Source organism: Hymenobacter sp. DG01 (assembly GCF_006352025.1).
Lineage (GTDB): Bacteria > Bacteroidota > Bacteroidia > Cytophagales > Hymenobacteraceae > Hymenobacter.
In genome coordinates this window covers 1,150,503-1,173,201 of sequence record NZ_CP040936.1, presented here as the reverse complement: position 1 = coordinate 1,173,201, position 22,699 = coordinate 1,150,503, and the positions used below count along the sequence as shown (strand labels likewise).

The following is a 22,699-nucleotide window of genomic DNA, read 5'->3' as shown; positions in this document are numbered from 1 at the left end:
ATTCACTTCATCCCCCCTTCCCAGTGCGCTTACCCATTTCCTATCCCTGCCTGCTGCTCAAACTGTTGCTGGTGTGGCTGTGCCTGCCTACCCCCGCGGAGGCGCAAACCACGCGGCAGCCTACCCCCGACCAAATAGCCCAATCCATCGGCCGTAAAAAGCAGAAAATAAGCAAGATGCTTGGGGCTGATATTTCCTTCCTACCCCAGCTGGAAGCTCGAGGCATCAAGTTCTCCGACAAGGGCCAGCAGAAAGATGCCATTGAGATTCTGAAGGACCACGGATTCAACTACGTGCGTCTTCGCCTGTTCCACAACCCGGCGGCCGACAGCGGGTACTCGCCCCAGAAGGGCTTCTGCGACCTAGCGCACACCCAGCAGATGGCCGCGCGCGCCAAGAAGGCGGGCATGAAGCTCCTGCTCGATTTCCATTACAGCGACACCTGGGCCGATCCGCAGAAGCAGTTTAAGCCCGAAGCCTGGAAAGACCTGCACGGCGCCCAGCTGGAGCAGGCCGTGCACGACTACACCCGCGACGTGCTGCTGTCCTTGCAGGCCCAGGGCACCCCGCCCGATATGGTGCAGGTGGGCAACGAAATCAACCACGGTCTGCTTTGGCCCGACGGCGACATCCACAGCGCCGACAGCGTAGCCCGCCTCGATAACCTGGCCGGACTGCTGAAAGCTGGCGTTTCGGCCGTGCGCGAAACAACTCCGCAAAGCCTCATCATGATGCACATTGCCCTGGGCGGGCAGAACGAGCAGTCGAGGTACTGGCTCGACAATATGTTCGCCCGCGGCGTCACCTGCGACGTTATCGGGCAGTCGTACTACCCCAAGTGGCACCGCACCCTGCCGGATCTGCAGCGCAACCTCACCGACCTAGCCGCTCGCTACCCTCAGGATGTGGTGGTAGTGGAGTACTCGGAGCTGAAGCGGGAGGTAAACGATATTGCGTTCAGTCTGCCTGGCAACAAGGGAAAGGGCACCTTTATCTGGGAGCCGCTCAACACCTGGGAGCAGATTTTCGACAAGGAAGGCAAGGCCAATGAGTTGCTGCCTATTTATGATGAAGTCAGCAAAAAGCACAAGGTAAAGTAGCCTAGCAGCCAAGCGCCTGACCGGCGCCAACTGTCCGCCCAAACGTTAGCTGTGCTGCATGGGGGTAGGCGGTTGGCGCCGGTTTTGCTTTATTTGTAATCAGGCTTTCGGCCGGCCCCTTCACTTTGTGCTGCTACCCCTCCTATGCCTTATAAAGAGCGCGACATCGAAAAACAGTATTTCACCATTGGCGAGGTAGCGGCTCAGTTCAACGTGGCGCCTTCCCTGATTCGGTTCTGGGAAACGGAGTTTGAGGAGCTGCGCCCGCGCAAAAGCAAGAAGGGCAACCGCCTCTACACGCCCCAGGACATCGACACGTTCCGCACCATCTATCACTTGGTAAAGGAGCGCGGCTACACCATTCCCGGCGCCCGCGACATGCTCAAGCAGAAAGGCCCCCAGCTCAAGGAAAAAATCGACGTGATTCAGAGCCTGGAGCGGGTCCGCAAGTTTATGGTGACGATGAAAAAGGAGCTGGACGCTATTGGGAAGGCGCAGGGTTAATGGAAATTCCGATCAGCTCTAATGCTGCGAATACACCCCGTGATACACAAGGCGTCGGGCTGACCGTCTTTCTGTTTACTGTTCTAACAGATGCTTTCTTAGTCATCTTAGCCGGCTTACTAGGTGCCATTCATCAACATCCTGGTTCCGTTGAAACGGATGTTATTTACGGCAGATGGGTTACGTTTTATTTGGCCATACTCATTCTAATCGGATTATGGGTTTGCGCTAAGCAGAGGAGCCGTTGCTCACCATATCGTTTCAAAGGACTAGTAGCTGGCGTTATTCCACTGCTGGCACTAGAAGTCTATTTTATATACTTAATATATAGTTAATGTTCGACGACACCCTCCTCCACGAAGTCGCGCTTACCTTATTCCCCAACATCGGGCCGCAGCTGACGAGGCAGCTGATGAGCTACGGAGGCTCGGCCAAGAACGTGCTGCACCTGCCGCCGGGTAAGTTGCGCAAGATTCCGGGGGTAGGCCCCGCTACCGTCGCCATCCTGACCGGGGCTGAGCGCACCGCTGCCCTGAACCAAGCCGAAGCCGCTTTGCGCAAAGCGGAGAAGGATGGCGTGCAGATTCTGTTTTACACCAGCAAGCAGTTTCCGGCGCGGCTCAAGCAGCTGCCCGACGCGCCTACTCTGCTTTACTACCAGGGTACCGCCGACCTGAATCACCCCAAAACCGTGGCCCTGGTAGGCACCCGCCAGGCCACCGACTACGGCCGGGAACAAACCGAGAAGCTGGTAAAAGGCATTGCCTCCCACCAGCCCCTTATCATCAGCGGCCTGGCCTACGGTATTGACATTGCCGCCCACCGCGCCGCCTTGCAGGAAGGGCTGGAAACCATCGGGGTCATGGCTACGGGCCTGGACAAGCTCTACCCCCCGGCCCACCGCAAAACCGCCGAGAAGATGCTCACGCAGGGTGGCCTGCTCACGGAGTTTCCCTTCGGCACCCAGCCCGATAAATATAACTTCCCCGCGAGGAATAGAATTATTGCCGGCCTCTCTGATGGCACGGTGGTAGTGGAAGCCGCAAGGAAGGGCGGCGCCCTGATAACCGCCGATTTGGCCCAGGGCTACAACCGTGACGTGCTGGCCGTGCCGGGCCCCCTGGGCTCCCCGGCCTCCGAAGGCTGCCATGAGCTGATCAAAGCAAATAAGGCCGCGCTGTACTCCGAGCCCAAAGACCTGGAGCAGCTGCTGAACTGGGACGCGGCGCTGCACCTGCAGGGCAAATTCAAGGGCCCTACCCCCTACGACCCCGCCGACTTCACCACGGAGGAGTTTCAGCTGGTGGCGGTGCTGCAAACTGCCACCGGCCGCGAAGAACACCTCGATACCCTGGCCTGGAAGGCCCAGCTGCCCATTCATACGGCGGCCTCCCTGCTGCTGGGCCTGGAGTTCCGGGCCGTTATCAAGGCCCTGCCGGGCAAGCGGTTCGCGCTGCTCTAACTTGTTCGCGTTCCAGGCTCCAAGGCCTGGCCGCCGTGCCCTCCTATCCTACCCCTGTGCTTCTCTACAACGGCCAGCTTCACCCCGACGACCACTTTGCGCTGCCGCTTCCTAACCGGGGGCTGTACTTCAACGACGGCTTTTTTGAAACTATGGTCTGGGCCCGGGGTACGCTGCGCTACCTGCCCTACCACTGGCAGCGGCTACAAGCAGCGGCGGCGGCCCTGGGTTTTGCCCTGCCGCCGGAGCTGGCCTCTGCGCAGGCGCTGGCCTCTACCATCGAGCGCCTGGTGCGGCAGCATGCCGAATATGCCACCGCGGCGGCCCGGGTGCGGCTGCAGCTGTGGCGCGGCGGCGGCGGCCTGTACGCGCCCACTACCCCGCAGCCCGACTGGCTGGTTACTCTGCAACCCTTTACCGAGCACAATGCGCCGGTTGGCCAGGCGGCGTTTGCCCATACGGTGCGCGTGGCCGCCTCGCCCGTCTCTTTTTGCAAAGGCCCCAACGCCCTAACCTACGTGCTGGCGGCCCGGGAACGAGAGCAGCGCAATCTGGATGAAATACTGCTGCTCTCCGGAGCGGGCCACGTAGCCGAGGCCGTAGCCGCCGCCGTAGTCTGGATTTGGAATGGTACGATTTACTGTCCGGCCCTCAGCACGGGGTGCGTACTAGGCACCCGGCTAGGCCACCTACGGGAGGTAGCCCGGCAGCTTCATATTACCTGGCAGGAAGGTTTGTTTGAGCCGAAGGAGCTATTAGCGGCCGAGGCCGTATTCACGGCCAACGTGGCGGGTATCCGAGCGGTGCAGCAGGTAGAAGAGGTTGTCTTTGCGTCTGAGCACCACCCGCTGCTGGTTCGGCTGCGCGAGGCAGAGGCCCTGGCCCGGTAACCGGCCCTCTGACGGCTGACCCTGAAACTACTGATCCAAGCGGCAGCGCATCTGCAGCCAGCTTTCCTCGAATTCGGCCAGGTCAGCTTCCGTAATATTGTTTTGCCGCAGCACGGCTGCCCGGTCGCGGTGACCGGCATCCAGGGAGTAAAGGGCAATCCAGGCGCGTTGCCGACGGCTTAAAGCGGGGATAGTGGTACTGGTAGCAGAATAGGTTAGCGCTCCGGGGGACATGCTACGCTATACGCATACTCCACCTAATTGGATTTTTCAGCCGCCCTATACTTTTTTCCTGATCAGCTGTCCAAATTCTTTCTTGCTCAGTAGCTGCGCATTGCGGTACGGCTGCGCAGGCGCAGCCAGCTGTCAATAAACTCGGCGAGGTCGGCTTCCGTCACCTCGTTTTGCTCCAATATCTCGGCGCGGTTAGCGCAGCCCGCGCTCAAGGAATACAGGGCTACCCACGCGCGCTGCTGCCGGGTGAGCAAAGAAAAGCGGGTGAACACAGGTAGTTGAGTAAAAGTTTCCTTCATACAGTACCATTACGCAGTCAAAATAGAAAACGGATCTAGCTCGTCAATACTTTTTTTATAAATTTTCTTGGCATATGGCATTATATATATACTACTGGGTAGGTAATTATCTGTTGTTCTATTTTTTAGATGTTATTGGCCGGCCAGACAAATACCCAATATAGTCGGGAACTGGCCCGAGAATGTGAGGTGCTACCCGGTGCTGGCACGGACTGCCAGCCGTATCCGCGAAACCCTCAGCGCTAAAACCAGCTCAACAGCGCCTTCCAGCCCTGCCACGCCGCCACGCCCAATAGTACCGCCAGAGGTAGCGCTACCACCACCGACAGCACATACTGCATATCGTGGGCGGCCGCCTGCTTGCCTTGCTGGTATAGCTCCCGTACGCCGGCAGCGCGGGGCCTGACGCGCAGCCAGCCCCGCAGCAATAAATAGGGCGACACCACGAATAAAAACACCGCTTTCAATAGCCGGCCTACAAAGCGAAACAGGCTGCCGAAGATGGATTCCGCAACGGCCTCTCCAATAATATCGTCGATGTCCAGCACGGCTTTCAGTAGCGTTTATACCGCTACCGGCGCTTTGATGGCGGGCCAGGGGTCGTAGTTTTCCAGCTTGAAATCCTCGAACTGGAAGCCGAAGATGTCCTGCACGGCCGGGTTCAGGCGCATCTGAGGCAGCGGGCGCGGCTCCCGCTCTAGCTGCAGGCGGGCCTGCTCCAGGTGGTTGCTGTAGAGGTGGGTATCGCCGCCGGTCCAGATAAACTCGCCGGGCTCCAGCCCCACTACCTGGGCCATCATGAGGGTGAGCAGGGCGTAGGACGCAATGTTGAAGGGCACGCCCAGGAACACGTCGGCGGAGCGCTGGTAGAGCTGGCAGCTGAGGCGGCCATCGGCCACGTAGAACTGCACCAGGGCGTGGCAGGGCTGCAGCTTCATCTGGGGCAAGTCGGCCACGTTCCAGGCCGACAGCACGATGCGGCGCGAATCGGGCGTCTGGCGCAGCTGACGCACAATGTCACTGATCTGGTCGATGGTCTGGCCGTCGGGGCCGGTCCAGGCGCGCCACTGCTTGCCGTACACGGGCCCCAGCTCGCCGTTCTCGTCGGCCCACTCATCCCAGATACTTACGCCGTGCTCCTTGAGGTAGGCAATGTTAGTATCACCGCGCAGAAACCAGAGCAGCTCGTAGATGATGCTTTTCAGGTGCACCTTCTTGGTGGTCACCAGGGGGAAGCCTTCCTGCAGGTTAAAGCGCATCTGGTAGCCGAACACGGAGAGCGTACCGGTACCGGTACGGTCGGTTTTGCGGGTGCCGTGCGTGAGAATGTGCTGCAGAAGGGTTTGGTACTGATGCATGGGGTAGGCCAAATGAGAGCCTAAAAGTAAGGAATCTACTTTAGGCCGTAGCTTCTCTTCTACCCAAGAGGTAGCTCTTTCATAGCTAGGTGGCAGGATGCATCCGGGTGTAGTATCCACCGGTTACCTCGTCGCCCTGCATATCAACCTCATGCATATCATCTCTTTATTCGAATCGATACCCTATTCTCATTTCCTCTTCGGTAACCCCAGCAGCGAGCTCAAACCGCAGCTGCCGCAGCAGCAAGCGGGCCTGCTGAATCATGGCAACTTCCCCAGCAGCACCCGGCGGAATAGTGCTCTCCACAAGTTTTAGGTGTGTTACTCTCCCGGTGGCGTCAATGGAAAGCTTCATTACTACGTCGCCTCCAATCTGGGCTCGCAAAGCTTCTACTGGGTACTTGATGAATCGGCGGATGTACTCAAAGTATGTAGCGTCTTCGGGTTGGAGGCGCTTGTCCTTGATTCGTTGACCAATGCCGCGTTTTAGTAGTGTTGGAGCGGTGGCGGCGGCTATGCGGAGGGAATCCTGATAGAGATGTTGAGCCCTGACAATAGAATCCTGCCGTGCTTTGGCCCTCGCCAACTGCGCCCCTCGCTGCGCGGCAGAGGTAGCGGGTTTGGGCGTGGTTACCGGCTTGGCGTCCCAGCGGTTATAGCCCGTCTGCGCCCAGGCAGGGCTACCCCCAAAGCTAGTGATAAGCAATAGCAGGAGCAGCAGTGGAACAGAATGCTTGTTAAGGCGCTGTACGGCCACCCGAATGCGCGAAGTCAAACCGTAGAGGTCATCCAACTGCGGGGTTGAATACATTTTAAAAAGTATTATTTAAGGTGCCGTAGCGGACATCATCTTCTTCAGCAACTCCTCTAGCGCTTGAGTTCCATCCGGGCCGTAGAGGAAGCCGTGGCCGCCGGCGGGCCGGGACGCGAAATGCCAGTTAGGAGCTTGGGCGCGATACTGCTGGTGAATGGCGGCTACTTTCTGGTAAGGATACACCTCATCATCTTCGGCATGCAGTGAGTAGAGTGGCGCCCCCTGGCCCAGGGTTTGAAAGCGCAACGGACCTAAGCTGCTCACGGGCATGGCTGACAAGGCGTAGAAGCCGGCAAAACCTTGAGGCTGCTGGCACGCATACCAGAAAGCCGCCGTGCCGCCATTCGACATGCCGCCCAGGTACACGCGCCGGGCATCCACATGGTAGCGCGCCTGCACGTCGGCGACCATGCGGCGCACCGCCGCCAAGGCCGCTTCGTGCTCCAACCACCCGAATGATTTGCGCCCATACGGGTACAGCACAATGGCCCGCTGCTGCTCAGCGGCCTGAAAAATGGGTTCTTGCGCCACCCTGGGCTCTTGCACCTGAAACTGGGTAGCGCTGGCTACACCGCCGTGCAGGTACACCAGCAGGGGCGCCGGCGTGGCGGGGTTATAGCTCTTGGGCACGTACACCAGATAGGGGGCTCGTACAGTATCGACAGACAACACGTAGCGGGCGAAACCAGGGGTAGCGGCCCCGTACCGCTTGCGGCGGGTGGCAGCGGGTAGCGCATTGCGTTGGGTCGTTGTTAGCCACTGCTCAGCAGCCAGGCGGGCCGCTGCTTCGCGCCGGGTGGCGTGGACCTGCAGCTGCTCTAGGAAGTAGGCCCACTGTGGGGTATCGTGCAGGGGACGCAGGCCCGCTTCCTGGGCGATGTTGCGCACATCCTGGCTGCTGACGGGCAGCTCAGCGAAACGCGTAATCCGGAGCAGCCACCGCAGGGCCTGAGTGCGCTGGGCCGGGCAGTTGGCAGCCGCAACGGTGCCAGCAAACACATCGAACGGGCCGGCTTTGGCGCTGTCCGCAAAAGCCGCCTGAAAATGCGGTACCGCTCCGCAGTAGTCTTGCTGGCTCAACTTGGCCGACGCCTGTTGCAGGTGTTGGTCGTAGGTTTGGGCCAAGCTGGGGGCGGCCCATAGCCAGCCGCTTATTCCTAGTAGGATACTTACTTGACGCATGGCTTTTATAAGATAAAGTAGATTTTATTCAAACTGATCTAAAGGTAACAATCGTACTATGCAATACAAGGTACTATTGAAAAATATTTACTGACTTACTTACTACCCGTGAATTGAAAGACAAAAACACAAAAAGCCGCTCCTTAGGAGCGGCTTTTTGTGTTTTTACTGTACGCTACAGTGACTTTACGGCCGGGGCGGGGGTAGCAGCAGCTTTGGCGTCTTTCTTCATGCAGCACGAGGGCGTGCCCGCAGTGGCGCCGGTTTTGGCACAGTGGGCTTTCATGTCAGCGGAGCAGGCTTCTTTCCTGGTTTTCTTGCCTTTGCCCTTATTGTGGCCCTCGTGGGCAGTAGCAGAACCAACGGAGGCAAACAGAACCAGGGCGAGCAGAACGTTCTTCATAAGCGAGAAGGATAGAGAAGAGGAAACAAAAGCGGGAAACTGACAGTTGGCTTGCTGCCGCTTCCAAGATACCGGAATCCGCCAAAAAGCCCTGGGCCGCTCGCGCTCCGGCAGCGCCTTCCCGGCACCACTCCGGTATAGATCTGTAAGCAGGGTGGCCCCGGCCGGGCGCTGCCGCTTCGCGTTACTACCCTATGCCCCTTCGTAAACTCGCTCATCTTACCCTCGTGGCCCTCGGGCTGCTCACGGCCCTGGCAGTGTTTTTCGTGGCCCAGCTGCGCTTCAACTACAATTTCAACGACTTCTACCCCGCCGGCGACCCGGACCTGGATTATTACACCCAGTACTCTGCCCGCTTCGGCAACGACAACGACTACGTGCTGCTGGGCCTGGAAGCCCCGGCGGGCCAGACGGTGTTTGAGCCCCGCTTCCTGACCCAGGTAGATTCCCTGACGCGCTTTATCCAGCAGCGGCGCCACGTTACGCAGGTGTCGTCGCCTACCAATGCCGTAAACCCGGTGGTAGAGGGGCTGGGCGTGTTCAACATTCCCTACCTCCACCCCCAGGACCCAACCCGCCGCGCCCAGGACTCGGCGCTGGTGTACCGCACGCCGGGGCTGGTGGGCAACCTGATTTCCCGGGATGCGCGGGCGGCCACCATCCTGTTCCAGACCTCGCCCAACCTCAGCAAGCCCCCCGGCGACTCCCTGCTGGCAGCCGTGCGCGGGGAGCTGCAGCGCCAGGGCATTCCGGAAGAACGGTACCACTTGGCCGGCAAAATGGTGGCCCAGTCGGTGTTCGTGGACCGGCTGCAGGTGGAGCTGATGGTGTTTATGAGCCTGTCGGTGGTGCTCGTGACGGGGCTGCTGTGGCTGACGTTCCGGACCTGGTGGGGGGTAATGCTGCCGCTGGTGGTGGTGCTGGGCGCCATTGTGTGGGGCCTGGGCGTGATGTCGGCCTTTGGGGTGAGCATTGATTTGATGACGGCCTTGCTGCCGGTGATGCTGTTCGTGGTGGGCATGTCCGATACCATCCACATCATCACGCGCTACGTTACGGAGTTGGGCTACGGGGCCAGCAAGCGGGATTCTTTGCTGATTGCCCTGAAAGAATCCGGCTTCGGCTCGGGGCTCTCGGCCCTGACGACCAGCATCGGCTTTTTCACCCTGATGACCAGCACTATCCGGCCCATTTACAACTTCGGGCTGTTTACGGGCATTGCCGTGCTGCTAACGTTTGCGCTGTCGTTTACCCTGTTGCCGGCCATGTTGGTGCTCCTGCGCAAGCCCCAGCTGCGGGTGCCCCGCGAAACCGGCCACAGCTGGGACGGCGTGCTGGGCCGCCTGTTTCGGGTGGTGCTGGCGCGGCGGCACTGGGTAGTGGCCATCAGCGCCCTGGTGCTGGTGCTATCAGTGGCCTCGGCCTCGCGCATCCGCATCAACTCGGCCCTGCTCGACGACCTTTCCCAAAACGACCCGGTGAAGCTGGATTTCAAGTTTTTCGAGCGACAGTTTGCCGGGGTGCGCCCCTTTGAGCTGGATTTGAAACCCGCCCCCGGCCGCACTATCTACGACTTGGAAGTGCTGCGCCAGACGGAGAAAATTGAGGGCTATTTGCAAAAAACCTACGGGCTGAACTTCGTGGCCTCGCCGGTTGCCATCATCAAATCGGTGCGCAAGGCCCTGAACGGCGGCCTGCTGACGGAATACCGCCTGCCCGATTCCGAAGCCGAATTGGAGCGCCTGACGCGCAAGGTGAAGCTGTTTCGGAAGAAGCCGGAGTTCCGGGCCCTGGCCCTGCCCGATGGTACGGAAGGCCGCCTCACCGGCCGCATGCCCGATGTGGGCTCCATTCGGGCCGATGCCCTAAACGCCGATTTGCGCCGCTACCTGCGCGCCTCCGTGGACAGCGCCGTGCTGCAAACCCGCCTCACCGGCTCGGCTAACCTCATCGACAAAAACAACGAGAACCTCACCCTGAACATGATTACAGGCATGAGCATCGATATTGTGATGGTCACGCTCATTGTGCTGCTTTTGTTCCGGAGCCTGCGCATGACCCTGGTGGTGCTGGTGCCCAACCTGGTGCCCATCCTGATTGTGGCGGGCGTGATGGGTGCGGCCGGCGTGAGCATGAAGGTGAGCACCAGCATCATCTTCACCATTGCCTTTGGCATTGCCGTCGATGACACTATCCACTTCATCAGCAAGCTCAAGCTGGTACTGCTCGATGAGCCCAGCCTGTTCAAGGCCGTGCGCAAAACCTATCTCATGGCCGGTAAAGCGGTTATCGTTACGTCGCTGATTCTGGTGGGCGGCTTCTCGACCCTGATCTTCTCCTCCTTCGACGGGACCTTCTACGTGGGCCTGCTCATCGGCCTTACGCTCCTGTTCGGGGTAGTGGCCGAGCTGACTCTGCTGCCCATCCTGATTCTGTGGTTTTACCGCCACCGGCCCAAGGAAATCCGGCAGCCGGTGCCTCTGCTGGAAGCCTAAACGTACAACGCCCCACTACCAGACCGTCGGCAGTGGGGCGTTGACGTATTGAACCGAGAGTCGGGGTCAGGGTTTAACCACCGTCAGGCCCGCCGGGGCGCGCAGGGGGCCTTCATCGTAAAAGTTGAGGTAGAGCAGCAGGGGCTTGGCGGCCCCGGCCCAGGTTAGCTCGTACACATCCAGCATACCCATGCCCCCGATAATGCCGTTGGGAGTTTCGAAGGCGCAGCAGCTACCACGGCGCCGGTAGCTGATTTCCTCGCCCTGAGGTCCGCGCAACGCATTCAGGTAGCGTTGCTGATTGCGGGCCCCGCTATCGGTTTTACCGCCCACGCACACCGGGTTTTTCTGGGTGACGCCATAGGTAGCGTCTTCACTGACCCCGGCCACGAAAAAGGGCTCCACGGTGCGACGAGCATTGTCGTAGTAGCTTTGCGGTGCGTTGATGGAGCCCGTAATGCGGGGGTTGGCGTCCGTGTTCGGGGCGCCCGCAGCGCTGGAGGCGGGCGCCGTAGTTTTAGCGGTGCGGCAGGCCGGCGCGGCCAGCATTACTACCGATAGACTTAGCAGATAGTATAGTCGTTTCATGGCTTCGAGATACGCACAATTTACTAGCTTTCCGCCCTCATGACCCACCTTCCTGTTTCCATTACCCGCTTTTTTGGTTGCTCCGCGCTGCGGGGGCTGCTGGCCGGCGCCCTGCTGCTGACCGCTCCTGCCCTGGCCCAGACGCCTACCCCCTCTGCCACCGACAACGACCCCTTGCCCCGCCTGATTCAGGAGCGCCAGCAGATGGTGCAGCAGTACGAAGAGGCCAACGCCCAGCGCAACAGCCTGTTCGGCAACAAGCCCAGCAAAAAAGACCTGCAGGAAGTGGTAGATGCCCTGAAAGGCATCATTCGCAAAGACACCGAAATTGTGCGGGCCGTGCAGGCCGCTACCCTGCGCCGCACCGCCGCCGTGGTAGCCGAAAATCAGCAGGCCAAGCAGCAAATCACCGTCGCTCAGACGGACCAAAGCAGCACCCGCCAGCGTTTCTACGACCTGGAAAATCAGATTAGCAACTTACAGCTGCGCGACAAGCAGCGGGAGAAAAAGCTGCTGGAGCTGCAGGCCACCGCCGACGAAGCTACTCAGGCCCGCACCAGTCGGGAGCTGCTAGCGGCCGGTCTGGCCGTACTCTGCGCGGGTTTGCTCTGGTACATTATGAAGCTGCGCGGCCGCCTGGCTACCCCCGCGCGACGGCGGAAGTAGGCGGAGGGTTTGAGCGGCTGCCTGGGGTAGGGCTGAAACAGCAAAAGGCCTCCCCGTTGCAGCGGAGAGGCCCACCCGCTGCGGCCTTCGTCACTCACCATCTGAACGCGCTGCGGGGTGTGGGGCCGCGCCCTGTTCCTGCCGCAGCAAAGAGAGGCCCTTTCACCCGCATTGGAAAGGAAAAAGCCCCGCCGGTTGTGACTTGTTTGAAAGCAGGAGCAATAGCACTCTTCACCACAATGCCAGCGGCCTTACCCCCGCCACTACCTCCGGGCGGCTCTTTTCAGGCTAATGACCACTGCGGAAGCCGGGGTTTTGCGCCTTGTTTGTGACCTTGCTTTTGCCGTATGCTCACCCCCGCCGCCCAGTACCTGACTTATGCCGAAGCCGTAACGCTTTACCAGCAGTTGCAGGCCGCTGGCGTCGATGCCCTGGTGAAGACGGGCGGCCCGCCCACCTTTCCTTTTGGCGAGGGCATGTACTACCAGTTGCTGATTGAGGAGGCCGACACCGCTTCGGCGCGGGCCACAGTGGAAGCCTTTGAGCAACAGCGCACTACCCCAGCGGCACCGCGCTGCCCCCGGTGTGGCGCGCCGGACCCGGTGCCGGTTTCGCGGCCGGCGTGGTGGAAACGGCTGTTTTACGCTGGCACTACCCTGCACAAATGCCGGAGCTGCGACGCGGAATTTCCCCGCTGAACTCCTACTTTGCCGGGGTATCCGGCCCGATGTACTGCGGGCGTAATCCTTGCCTAACATTGACCTCCTGGACCGAAGAACAGGCCCGCGCCCTCATCACCGACTCCGGCACACTGAAGCGCGGGCTGGAACTGGCCGCTCCTGCCAAGTGGAGCAACCTGGGCCGCACCGACACCGCCGCCTGGGGCGAGTGCAAGGGCAGCGGTAGCAAGCCATACCAAACCGGCCTCGACCTGACGGAGCCCGCCTTTAAGTGCTCCTGCCCCAGCCGGGTGTTTCCCTGTAAGCACGGCGCGGCCCTGCTCCTGCTGCTGGCCCGGCAGCCCCAGCTGCTGAATGGCCCCACCCCGCCCGATTGGCTGCAGGAGTGGCTGGAAAAGCGCCAGCAGTCGGCCGGCAAGAAAGCCACGAAAGCGCCTGGAACCGAACCCTCAGCAGCCGCTGATGGTACGGGTCCCACTCCGGCCGCCGGCCCCACCGACAACGAGCTGGCCCGGCAGAAGCGCGAGGCCCAGCGCATGGCCCGTATGCAGCGCGGCGCTGAGGAGCTGCAGATGTGGCTCCTGGACCTGGTGCGGGCCGGGCTGGCCGCCACTGACAACCAGCCCTTGAGTTTCTGGGAAAACCAGGCGGCCCGGCTGGTAGATAACCAGCTGCCCGGCCTGGCCGGCATAGTGCGGGAGCTGCCCACCCTGCGCCACCAGGGCGCCGACTGGCCTGAGCGGATGCTGGCGCGCCTGGGCGAGCTGTACCTGCTGACCCAGGCATTTCGGCGCCTGCCTGAGCTGCCGGAGGCCGCCCGCCAGGAACTGCTGCAGCTGGTGGGGGTGAATTTGAAGAAAGAAGACATTTTGGCCATGGAACCGGCGGTGGCCGATGAGTGGCGGGTGCTTTCGGTGGACGTTACTGAGGAAGACCGCCTGACAGTGCGCCGCTGCTGGCTGCAGGGCCAGCAAACTGGCCGCTACGCGCTGGTAGTAGAGTTTTCCTTCGGGGGGCAGGCGTTTGCTACCGCCCTGGTACCCGACGGCCACTACACCGGCACCCTTACCTTTTACCCCGGTCTGCTTTCCCTGCGTGCCGTACCGGGCACCCTCTCATTTGCCGGCCTTACCTCCGACGCCTCTCCGCCCTACCCCACTACCCTGCCCGAACTGCTGGATGCCTACGCCAATGCCTTGGCCCGCCAGCCCTGGCTGCGCGAGTGGCCCGTGCTCCTGACCGGCGGCACCCCAGCTTTCACCCCGGATGGCCGCTGGGTGCTACGGTTCACGCCCGAACTAGCGTTAGCTTCCGCTTTGCCTGAGCCTGCCACTCCGGCTATGCAGGAAGTTCCCCTGCTTTGCGACGACCTGTTTGGGTGGGAGTTGCAGGCCGTTGGTGGGGGCGTACCACTCACTATATTCGGCGAGTGGACCGGCCAGGGACTGCGCCCGCTGGTAGGCTGGGGCGCGGCGGTAGAAACTTCATCTGCTCTCTGATGCCCAACCTCCAAGCCCCTACCCCCGACCTAGCGGCCAACCCCCTCCGGCCCGCTGCCGACTGGCAGCAGCTGGTGCGCGTGGCCCTGCTGGGCACCCGCCAAAGCCCCGACGCGCTGCCCACGATTCCCGATCTGCCTGCCGCGTCGGAAACCGACGAAGCATCCCGCGAAAAGCACCTGCTGCAAGCGGCCGGGGCACTGTCGCTGATTCGCAAGGCTGGCTACCAGCCCGCCTCCAGCGCTACGCCCTTTGTCTCGCCCGCACCCGCCGAAACCGAGGATACGCTAGGTCCCAACGGGGCTCAGTCCCTGAACGTGCTGTTAGAAGGCCAGTACACTGATCTGCTGCCCGATTTCCTGACGGCCCTGGCCGAGCACCAGCGGCGGGTGCCGCATCCGCAGCTGGTGTATCTGCTGGAATATGCGCGCACCCGTCCGGCCCTGCAACCCGCCACGGCTGCTGTTTTAGGTCGGCGCGGGGAGTGGCTGGCCGCCCAAAACCCCGACTGGGCACCCATCCTCGCGGCTTCAACTCACCCGCAGTCCGAGGCCGTGTGGGAAACCGGCACCCTGCCTCAGCGCGTGAGTTACCTGACTTCCCTGCGCCGGCAACAGTCCGAGCAGGCCCGTAAGCTACTGGCCGCCACCCTACCCCAGGAACCAGCCAAAACCCAGGCGGCGCTGCTGGCTACGCTCCGCGAAAACCCCTCGGCGGCGGATGCGGAGCTGCTAGGCCAGTACTTGACGTCGAAAAGCAAGGAAGTGCGCCAAACCGTGCTGCCCCTGCTGGCCCGCCTCCCCGACAGCGCCCTGTTGGAGCGCCTGTGGCAACGGGCCGAGCCCCTGGTGCGATTGAAAAAAGGCCTGCTCACCAAGAAGCTGCTGGTGGAGCTGCCGGCCGCCGACTGGGACAAAACCTGGCTGGCAGATGGCATTGAGCAGCGCGACGCTCGCTTTCAGGGCGAAAAGGCCGCCCTGCTGGGCCAAGTGCTGGCCCTGATTCCGCCTGCTCGCTGGGCAGCTCACTGGAACCTACCCCCCGCCCGCCTTTTGGAGCTGGCCGCCGCTACCGAGTGGGCCGCGCTGCTGCTCAACACCTGGGCCGAAACCGCCATTCTGCACCACGACGCCGAATGGGCCGGTGAACTGCTGCGCTGGCTGTTTGAGCTGCCCCGCAAGCAGCCTTTCTCCCTGCCCCTGGCCGGTTTAACCCAGCAGCTCAGCTCCGCGCAGCTGCTGGCGCTGGTGCTGCCTTTGCTGGACGCCGCCCCGGAATTTGGGCCGGAGGTGCGCTGGCTGCCTCTACTGCAGCTGACGCCGGGGCCCTGGCCCGAGCGCCTCACCCGCCGCGTGGTGGAGGTGCTGCGCGCGGCTCTGAGCCAGCCCGAGCGTCTCTACCGCATCCAGTACGCCGCCAGTCAGCTGCTGGAGCACATGGGCCGCGTGGTGCCGGCCGCCCAGTACGACCTCTGTGCCCAACCCCTGCAGCCCTTGCTCCAGGATGTGCCTTACCTCCACAACAGCCTCGCCCGCCTGCTCAACACCCTGCACTTCCGCCAGCAGCTCGAGGCGGCGCTGGATGAGCCACCTGGCCCGGGCTAGACCATTGATAAGCAATGAGTAAATCACACTGCAGGCTAGAGTTAGCAACTAGCTCCCCTCCTCAGATGAGGAGGGGTTGGGGGTGGTTGACCCGTCGTTGAACAGCCTCTAACTTCTAATATCGTTCCGGTGCAGATACCGACGAGCACATAGCTCAACTCGCAGCTCTAGCTTCTAGCTAGCATCGGTCCTACCCTATCAACCACCCCCAACCCCTCCTCATCTGAGGAGGGGAGCTAAAAACTAGCTTTAGTCCACGCTTCATCTTCCCTACCCCACTTCCGCTTCCAAACCCTTCGCATATATGGCTTTAAATTCGTCCTCCGATATCCTGCGGCCCCACGCTGAGGTGCAATACGCCGAAGAACTCGCCGCCCTCAAAGCCCTCGACGACCGACCCAAGCCCACTAACTGGCAGCTCTCGCCCTGGGCCGTGGTGACGTACCTGCTGGGCGGTACCCTGGATAATGGTTTCGTGATTGAGCCCAAGTACATCGGGCAGCGGCGACTGATGGAAATTGCCGTGGCAACCCTCGCCACCGACCGCGCCCTGCTGCTGCTGGGTGTGCCGGGCACAGCCAAAAGCTGGGTTTCGGAGCACCTCACGGCGGCCATCAGCGGGCACTCCAACCTGCTGATTCAGGGCACGGCGGGCACCTCTGAAGATGCCATCCGCTATTCCTGGAACTACGCCCGCCTCATTGCCGAGGGCCCTTCCCCGGCTGCCCTGGTGCCCTCGCCCCTGCTCAAGGGCATGCAGGAAGGCAGCATGGTGCGCCTGGAAGAACTTACCCGTATCCCCTCCGACGTGCAGGATACGCTCATCACCGTCCTCTCCGAAAAGGTGCTGCCCGTGCCGGAGCTAGCCACCGAGGTGCAGGCCGCCCGCGGCTTCAACGTCATTGCTACCGCCAACGACCGGGACAAAGGCGTGAACGAGCTGAGCAGCGCCCTGCGCCGCCGCTTCAACACCGTGGTGCTCCCCCTACCCACCTCCATTGCCGAGGAAGTGCAGATTGTGCACTCGCGGGTGGAGAAAACCGGCCGGGCCCTGCAGCTGCCCGAAACCACGGCGGCCCTGGAGCAAATCAGCCGCCTCGTGACCATCTTCCGGGAGCTGCGCTCGGGCGTGACGGAGAACGGTAAAACCAAGCTCAAGAGCCCCAGCGGCACCCTCAGCACCGGCGAGGCCATTTCCGTGCTCAACAGTGGCCTGGCCCTGGCCGCCTACTTCGGCGACGGCACCCTGCAAGCCGCCGACCTCGCCGCCGGTCTCACCGGCGCCGTCATCAAAGACCCCGTCCAGGACCGCGTGGTATGGCTGGAATACCTGGAAACCGTAGTAAAAGAGCGCGACGGTTGGAAAGACCTCTACCGCGCATGCCGGGAGGTGGTGGAGTAAGGAATTAAAGACTATAACAGCTTATTATGCATCAAGATGCCGCTTTCGACATCATCCGTTTCACCCCGACGGGGCCACGCTATTATGGGGCCTCCATTCAGTTCCAGCCAATTCTACTGGAATCAGGCGAATATGTGAAGCACACCGAGCTGGACATTCCACTGGGCCTTGCCCGCTACGGTGGGCCAGTTGTCGATTTGCCGCCTGGCATGGCTCCGCCCGATGGCCTGCGCTTTGCCGCCCAACTCGACCTGAGCCAGGTAGCCCCGCATGACCCGTCGGGCCTGCTGCCCACTTCCGGCCAGCTCTACTTTTTCGCCGATATCACGACCACTCAAGGCATAGTGTTCTATGCCGATGTACCCAACGAGCAGTTGGTGCGCACCGTGCAGGAACACGAGGACAATTTCTTTGAAGGCCGGCTGATCGGCCGGTTTTTCGCGGAAACGGAAACCCTGGCCGAGCGTTATGGTCCAGGGGAGGAGGATGACGAGGATGACTGGCCCGGCTGGAACGACTTCGCCGGCAGCAAGAAATCCAAGCTGTTCGGTATATATACCCATTGCCAGCTGTCAGAGGAAGAAATCAAAGCCATAACCTTCTCCGACCAAATACTGCTACTACAAGTGGGCGAAGATTTCAACGACGAGGGTGTGTTCAGCGTGCTGATTGACCGCGACGCCCTCCGCCGCCGCGACTTTACCAATTGCCAGTTTGCCTGGGGTCAATCGTAAGAAAACTTTGTCCCATGCCCACCGAACTCCGCCTCTTTAGCATCCGCCACCACGACTTCACCAGCAGCCACTGCTTCTAATTAACCGCATGACCTTTTCCTCCCTCCTCAACCGCCTCGATACCCTGCTCCAACAGCACCGGCCGGAGTACTACGCTACCCTGGGCCCACCGGCTACGGGGGCGGAGCTGGCCGCTTTTGAGGCGGAGTTTAACCTAGTGTTGCCGACGGAGCTGCGGCAGTGGTTTGGCTGGCACAACGGGCAGGAAGGCTACGACAGCTTCTTCCAGAACAACTGCCTTCAGTCGCTGGATAGCGCGGCCGAAAGCATGCGCATCAACAACGAGCTGCTGGCCGATGGCGACTTCGTGGCGAACTGGTGGCATCCGGCCTGGGTGCCCTTCCTGGAAAATGGCGGTGGCGACCATGTCTGCGTGGATTTGCACGGCACCTTCACCGGCCAGGTCGGGCAGATCATAGAGCACTGGCACAACTGGGAAGCCCGCACCGTGCTGTTTCCCGACCTGACGGCCTGGCTGGCGGCCGTGGTACAGGCCTACGAGCAAGCCGGCGCCGAATCTATGTTGCTGACCGATGAGCAATTAGAAGAGCTGGAACCAGAGCATCCGAAAGGGTTTCCGCAGGAATTTGAAGCGGGGTAGGCTGCTCCCGGTGCGTCGTTGCCTATGGCCGCGTCCTACCCCATTCAATTTCCCGAACCGAAAACCGGTAGCCCGGCCAACCCTTTCCCTACCTCATGAGCTTATCTGAATCTATCCACCGAATCGAAACCTGGCTGGCCACCCACGCCCCGCGAATTCTAACTGAGTCGCTGAACGATGGCGCTGCCGAACGCGAGCTGAGTGGCCTGGAGGCTGCCGTTGGCAAGCCGCTGCCTGAAGACTATAAGGCCTTATACCGCTGGCGCAACGGCCTAGATGAAGACGCTGATAACTTCGGCAGCCTGTTCTACGGCCTGAGCTTTATTCCCCTGGCGAGGGTAGCAGCCGCCTTTCAAAGTCGCGCTCAAGACTCAGAACTGTGTCCGCCGGTATATGCGCAGGCTTCAGTAAAAGCCGATAACGTGTTGAATCCTTACTGGCTTCAACTCAGCTTCGACGGCTCCCATACGTGGCTGTGCGTGGACCTTGACCCGGCCCCGGCAGGCTCCTACGGGCAGGTTATTTTTGTGGATGAGGTAAACGAATCTGTTTTTCAGGTGGCCGAATCTGTGGCGGCCCTGCTCGCCCAGTTTGCGGATGACCTGGAGCAAGGGCGCTACACTTTGGAGCCCGATGCCCTGGAAGATGGGGAGGAATATCTTAGCCCTGAGGAAAGTATTGACGTGAACATCTGGTACGTGGCAGAGCGGTGGCAGGGCGTGCTACCTCCTGCCGCTTATAACTAAACTATCTATGCTAAAGCATCCGTTCTGGGGAATTGTGGAGGAAAGCTGGGCCGGCATGGCGCCGCAAAAGAAGTTTGTATTGCCAGGCTTTGAGCAGCCCGTAGAGGTGTTTCTGGGCGAGGAGCTGTTTGAGGAAGACGAGGAATACGATCTTTCCCCGGCGCAGCTCGACGAGTACGCAGCTACGTTCCAGGCCTTCGTTGCGGATGCGCCGCGCCTGCTCCCCGAGCTCCAGCAGCAGACCTTTGCCCGCTACCAGGAGCTGTATGCTTCCCTCTATGAGAACCCGGCCCAGTCGGGTGCCTCGGTGCTGCACCTGCGCACGCCCGAGGAGCATTTTGCTTATTTGCAGGACGTGGCCTACCTCCGTATTACGGACGAACAAACGCTCCGCCTGTCCATTCGCTACGGCCTTGACACGGAACACGGCCTGGAAATCAGGTTTGAGGCGAACCAGCTGGCCGAAATGGGCGGCATTGCCGAAACCTGAGTTACCCCTATTGTAGTCCTACCCCCTTATGCCTTCCGAACTCCGCCTCTTCGGCATCCGCCACCACGGCCCCGGCAGCACTTCTTCCCTGCTCAAAGCCCTGGACGACTACCAGCCCGACATCGTACTGCTGGAGTGTCCCGCCGATGGGAAAAAGGCCCTGGCGCTGGCTTCTAACCCGGAGCTGAAGCCGCCGGTGGCCCTACTCATTTACAACCCTAAGCAGCACGCTCAGGCCACGTTTCTGCCCTTCGCCTACTTCTCGCCGGAGTGGCAGGCGGCGCAGTGGTGCCAGCAGCACGGCGCCCACCTGCGCTGCTTCGACCTGCCGATGACGCTACGCTTTGCCCTCCCGGATGCCGTGGAGCACGAGCCGCTGCCACCGGCTGCAGTAGCTGCCGAAGCGCCCTCAGCACCTGATTCGGAGCCTGCGCCACCAGAAGCGGAAGCTCCCGCTACAAATTCAGAACCCGCCGAAGCACCAGTTCCCGAAGAAGCCCCGCTGCACCTCGACCCCATTGCCCACTTGGCCCGCCTAGATGGCTACACCGACGGAGAACGGTGGTGGGAAGCACGCATTGAGCACAGCGCCGGCCATGCCGATACCTTCGAGGTAGTGCTGCAAATGATGACGGCCCTGCGTGAGGAGCTGGCTCAGCCTGAATCGGAAGAAACCTTGCTGCGGGAGGCCTACATGCGCGAAACATTGCGCGCTACCCTCAAGCAGGGCTACCAGCGGGTAGCCGTAGTCTGCGGAGCCTGGCACGCGCCCGTGCTGCGCGCCGAGGTACTGCCTGCCTACGCCAAGGATGACAAAGCCCGCCTCAAAGGCCTCAAGAAAGCCTCCACCGAAGCTACCTGGGTACCCTGGACCTACGAGCGCCTGGCTCGGCAGTCGGGCTACGGGGCAGGGGTGTTGTCGCCGGCCTGGTACGAGCTGCTGTTTCAGGAGCCCCACGAGCGGGTAGTCACCCACTGGATGGTGCGGGCGGCCCACCTGTTGCGGGCCCAGCAGATTGACGCGTCGTCGGCCCACGCCATTGAGGCCGTGCGCCTGGCCGAGGCCCTGGCCGCCGTGCGCGGACTGGCCCTGCCCGGCATTGAGGAGCTGGAAGAAGCGGCCGTGAGCATTTTCGGGGGTGGCTACGCCGAGGCCCTGGACCTGGTGCACCAGCAGCTGGTAATTGGAGAAGCCCTGGGTGAAGTACCCGAGGAGTTGCCCGCCTCGCCTTTGCAGCAAGACCTGGCCCAGCAGCAAAAAGCCCTCCGCCTCAAACCCGAAGCCACCCACAAAACCCTAGCCCTCGACCTGCGCAAAGACCTCGACCTAGGCCGCAGCCACCTGCTCCACCGCCTGCAGCTTCTCAACATCCGGTGGGGCCGGCCCCAGCGCGTGCAGGGCAAGAGCGGCACCTTCCATGAGGTGTGGGAGCTGCAGTGGCGCCCCGAAATGGTGCTGGGCGTGCTGGAAGCTGGCCGTTGGGGCAATACCATTCTGGCCGCCGCCAGCGGCGCGGCCCACCACCGCGCCCACCAAGCCACCGACCTGGGCCAGATCAGTCAGTTACTGGAAGAGGCTCTGCACGCTGACCTAGCGCCCGCCCTGCCCGGCCTGGTGGCCCGCCTGGAAACCCTGAGCGCCGGCACCCGCGACGTCGCCCACCTGCTCACGGCCCTGCCCCCGCTGGTAAACGTGCTGCGCTACGGCAATGTGCGCCGCACCGAAACCGCCCAGGTAGCCCAGGTAGTGCACCACCTGGTGCAGCGCCTGTGCATCTCCCTGCCCCTGGCCTGCACCGGCCTCGACCGGGACGCGGCCAGTCAGCTCCTGGAGCGCATTGAAGCAGCTCACCAAGCCATTCGCCTGCTCCCCGACGAGGACCAGCAGGCGCATTGGTATGCTGCCCTGCACCTCATTGCGCGCCAGCCGGCCAGCAGTGGCCTCCTGGCCGGCGTGGCTACCCGCCTGCTCTTCGACACTCAGCAACTCGCCCCGGAAGACACGGCTACCCTGCTGGGCCTCGCCCTGGCCCCAGCCCAGCCCACCGATTATGCCACGGCCTGGGTTGAGGGCTTCCTGCGCGGTAGCGGCCTGCTGCTCATCCACAACCGCGTGCTCTTCGGCCTGCTCGATCAGTGGCTTACTGGCCTAGATGAAGCAGTATTTCAGGAAACCGTGCCCCTGCTGCGCCGCTCCTTCGCTGATTTCAGCCAGCCGGAGCGCCAGCAGGTGTTGGCGCTGGCCAACGGCGGCCCAGCCGCCACGGCGGCTCCAGAAGCGGAGTTCGACCTGGAACGGGGGCTACGGGTGTTGCCCGGGTTGCGGGAGTTATTAGGCCTTGTCGAGCCGGCAGCGGCTAGCCAAAGCGCGACTGCCGCACTGCTATGAGATGCTATGAGAGTGCGGCAAGGTATCCTAACCTAGTATTGGATGAAAACGAAATCTTCCTCTATCTGCACTCCGATGGGTTCACAGCCCGACACTTGAGCGTGGTACTCACAGTAGATAAGTTGTACAACTACTTTGCTCAGGTCCAGTATCACCACCAGTGCCAAGGAAAGTATGAACTGCACGAGCACGTATTCGCTGATGTGCTGCCTTCAACAGTAGCGCAGGCCATTAAAGCCTTGTTGGCACAGCCTGACTTTTTGCAGCTTCCGTCTCGCTATTCCGCTTACTGGGACGATTTAGGAGCCCGATTCGTAGTAGGCAAAACGGCCGCGGGTATTCACCGCATTGAGGTGGAAGAGCCCTTCGGGCGGCTGCTCCAGGGAGTTGATACAGGCCATGCCGTTTCGGAAGCAGAAACGGCCCTGCTCGACGTGCGCACGGCTTGCGACCAACTAGTCACCCAGCTCTACGAGAGTACCCTTAGTCTTCCCTAGCC

24 protein-coding genes are annotated in these 22,699 nt (G+C 61.5%); 16 read left to right on the top strand and 8 right to left on the bottom strand.

Going from position 1 to position 22,699, the window contains the following annotated elements; all coding sequences use genetic code 11:
- The first annotated feature begins 23 nt into the window (after positions 1-23).
- The 4 genes from FGZ14_RS04940 (at position 24) to FGZ14_RS04925 (ending at position 3,956) form a co-directional block, all read left to right on the top strand.
- Positions 24-1,100: a glycosyl hydrolase 53 family protein gene (locus FGZ14_RS04940; protein WP_180754499.1), complete on the top strand. Its 1,077-nt coding sequence runs from the start codon at positions 24-26 to the stop codon at positions 1,098-1,100.
- Positions 1,101-1,244: 144 nt separating this feature from the next.
- Positions 1,245-1,604: a MerR family transcriptional regulator gene (locus FGZ14_RS04935; RefSeq protein ID WP_139921809.1), complete on the top strand. Its 360-nt coding sequence runs from the start codon at positions 1,245-1,247 to the stop codon at positions 1,602-1,604.
- Positions 1,605-1,938: 334 nt separating this feature from the next.
- Positions 1,939-3,066, top strand: a complete 1,128-nt coding sequence (gene dprA, locus FGZ14_RS04930; RefSeq protein WP_139921807.1) for a DNA-processing protein DprA — start codon at positions 1,939-1,941, stop codon at positions 3,064-3,066.
- A gap of 56 nt (positions 3,067-3,122) precedes the next feature.
- Positions 3,123-3,956 (top strand): aminotransferase class IV, encoded by an 834-nt coding sequence (locus FGZ14_RS04925; protein ID WP_139921805.1) that lies wholly within the window; start codon positions 3,123-3,125, stop codon positions 3,954-3,956.
- 27 nt (positions 3,957-3,983) lie between these two features.
- On the opposite strand, the gene FGZ14_RS04920 is transcribed toward FGZ14_RS04925, so the two are convergent.
- From FGZ14_RS04920 to FGZ14_RS04890, 7 genes are all read right to left on the bottom strand, one after another.
- A complete protein-coding gene (locus FGZ14_RS04920) occupies positions 3,984-4,190 on the bottom strand; it encodes a hypothetical protein (protein WP_139921803.1) in 207 nt (68 codons plus the stop codon).
- Between the two features lie 86 nt (positions 4,191-4,276).
- Positions 4,277-4,462: a hypothetical protein gene (locus FGZ14_RS04915; protein WP_139921801.1), complete on the bottom strand. Its 186-nt coding sequence runs from the start codon at positions 4,460-4,462 to the stop codon at positions 4,277-4,279.
- A gap of 269 nt (positions 4,463-4,731) precedes the next feature.
- Positions 4,732-5,037, bottom strand: coding sequence for a hypothetical protein (locus FGZ14_RS04910; RefSeq protein WP_139921798.1), 306 nt, complete (start codon positions 5,035-5,037; stop codon positions 4,732-4,734).
- 15 nt (positions 5,038-5,052) lie between these two features.
- Complete coding sequence (locus FGZ14_RS04905) at positions 5,053-5,847, bottom strand: thymidylate synthase (protein ID WP_139921796.1); 795 nt, start codon at positions 5,845-5,847, stop codon at positions 5,053-5,055.
- 166 nt (positions 5,848-6,013) lie between these two features.
- The gene (locus FGZ14_RS04900; RefSeq protein WP_139921794.1) at positions 6,014-6,658 is read right to left on the bottom strand and encodes an energy transducer TonB; all 645 of its coding nucleotides are present in this window, start codon (positions 6,656-6,658) and stop codon (positions 6,014-6,016) included.
- Positions 6,659-6,673: 15 nt separating this feature from the next.
- Positions 6,674-7,843, bottom strand: a complete 1,170-nt coding sequence (locus tag FGZ14_RS04895) for a dienelactone hydrolase family protein (protein WP_139921792.1) — start codon at positions 7,841-7,843, stop codon at positions 6,674-6,676.
- A 175-nt stretch (positions 7,844-8,018) separates the two neighbouring features.
- Positions 8,019-8,246, bottom strand: coding sequence for a hypothetical protein (locus tag FGZ14_RS04890; RefSeq protein ID WP_139921790.1), 228 nt, complete (start codon positions 8,244-8,246; stop codon positions 8,019-8,021).
- Between the two features lie 194 nt (positions 8,247-8,440).
- Between FGZ14_RS04890 and FGZ14_RS04885 the strand changes: the two genes are divergently transcribed.
- On the top strand, positions 8,441-10,741 hold the full coding sequence (locus tag FGZ14_RS04885) for an RND family transporter (RefSeq protein ID WP_139921788.1): 2,301 nt from the start codon (positions 8,441-8,443) through the stop codon (positions 10,739-10,741).
- A gap of 66 nt (positions 10,742-10,807) precedes the next feature.
- On the opposite strand, the gene FGZ14_RS04880 is transcribed toward FGZ14_RS04885, so the two are convergent.
- Complete coding sequence (locus FGZ14_RS04880; protein WP_139921786.1) at positions 10,808-11,329, bottom strand: hypothetical protein; 522 nt, start codon at positions 11,327-11,329, stop codon at positions 10,808-10,810.
- A gap of 39 nt (positions 11,330-11,368) precedes the next feature.
- Here FGZ14_RS04880 and FGZ14_RS04875 point away from each other — a divergent pair, with 39 nt between their 5' ends.
- From FGZ14_RS04875 to FGZ14_RS04825, 11 genes are all read left to right on the top strand, one after another.
- Positions 11,369-11,995: a hypothetical protein gene (locus FGZ14_RS04875; protein ID WP_139921784.1), complete on the top strand. Its 627-nt coding sequence runs from the start codon at positions 11,369-11,371 to the stop codon at positions 11,993-11,995.
- A gap of 347 nt (positions 11,996-12,342) precedes the next feature.
- Positions 12,343-12,693 (top strand): hypothetical protein, encoded by a 351-nt coding sequence (locus FGZ14_RS04870; RefSeq protein ID WP_139921782.1) that lies wholly within the window; start codon positions 12,343-12,345, stop codon positions 12,691-12,693.
- 59 nt (positions 12,694-12,752) lie between these two features.
- A complete protein-coding gene (locus FGZ14_RS21680; protein ID WP_180754497.1) occupies positions 12,753-14,174 on the top strand; it encodes an SWIM zinc finger family protein in 1,422 nt (473 codons plus the stop codon).
- Complete coding sequence (locus FGZ14_RS04860; RefSeq protein WP_139921780.1) at positions 14,174-15,778, top strand: DUF5691 domain-containing protein; 1,605 nt, start codon at positions 14,174-14,176, stop codon at positions 15,776-15,778. Before FGZ14_RS21680 ends, FGZ14_RS04860 begins: the two co-directional genes overlap by 1 nt.
- Positions 15,779-16,082: 304 nt before the next feature.
- Entirely contained in the window at positions 16,083-17,180 is a 1,098-nt protein-coding gene (locus FGZ14_RS04855; protein WP_139921778.1) for an AAA family ATPase, read from the top strand.
- 26 nt (positions 17,181-17,206) lie between these two features.
- Positions 17,207-17,914: a DUF1963 domain-containing protein gene (locus FGZ14_RS04850; RefSeq protein WP_139921776.1), complete on the top strand. Its 708-nt coding sequence runs from the start codon at positions 17,207-17,209 to the stop codon at positions 17,912-17,914.
- 88 nt (positions 17,915-18,002) lie between these two features.
- Positions 18,003-18,575 (top strand): SMI1/KNR4 family protein, encoded by a 573-nt coding sequence (locus tag FGZ14_RS04845; protein WP_139921774.1) that lies wholly within the window; start codon positions 18,003-18,005, stop codon positions 18,573-18,575.
- Positions 18,576-18,670: 95 nt separating this feature from the next.
- Positions 18,671-19,321 (top strand): SMI1/KNR4 family protein, encoded by a 651-nt coding sequence (locus tag FGZ14_RS04840; protein WP_139921772.1) that lies wholly within the window; start codon positions 18,671-18,673, stop codon positions 19,319-19,321.
- A 7-nt stretch (positions 19,322-19,328) separates the two neighbouring features.
- Complete coding sequence (locus tag FGZ14_RS04835; protein WP_139921770.1) at positions 19,329-19,811, top strand: hypothetical protein; 483 nt, start codon at positions 19,329-19,331, stop codon at positions 19,809-19,811.
- Between the two features lie 28 nt (positions 19,812-19,839).
- The gene (locus FGZ14_RS04830) at positions 19,840-22,200 is read left to right on the top strand and encodes a DUF5682 family protein (protein ID WP_139921767.1); all 2,361 of its coding nucleotides are present in this window, start codon (positions 19,840-19,842) and stop codon (positions 22,198-22,200) included.
- A 38-nt stretch (positions 22,201-22,238) separates the two neighbouring features.
- Positions 22,239-22,697: a hypothetical protein gene (locus tag FGZ14_RS04825; protein ID WP_139921764.1), complete on the top strand. Its 459-nt coding sequence runs from the start codon at positions 22,239-22,241 to the stop codon at positions 22,695-22,697.
- Positions 22,698-22,699: the final 2 nt, after the last annotated feature.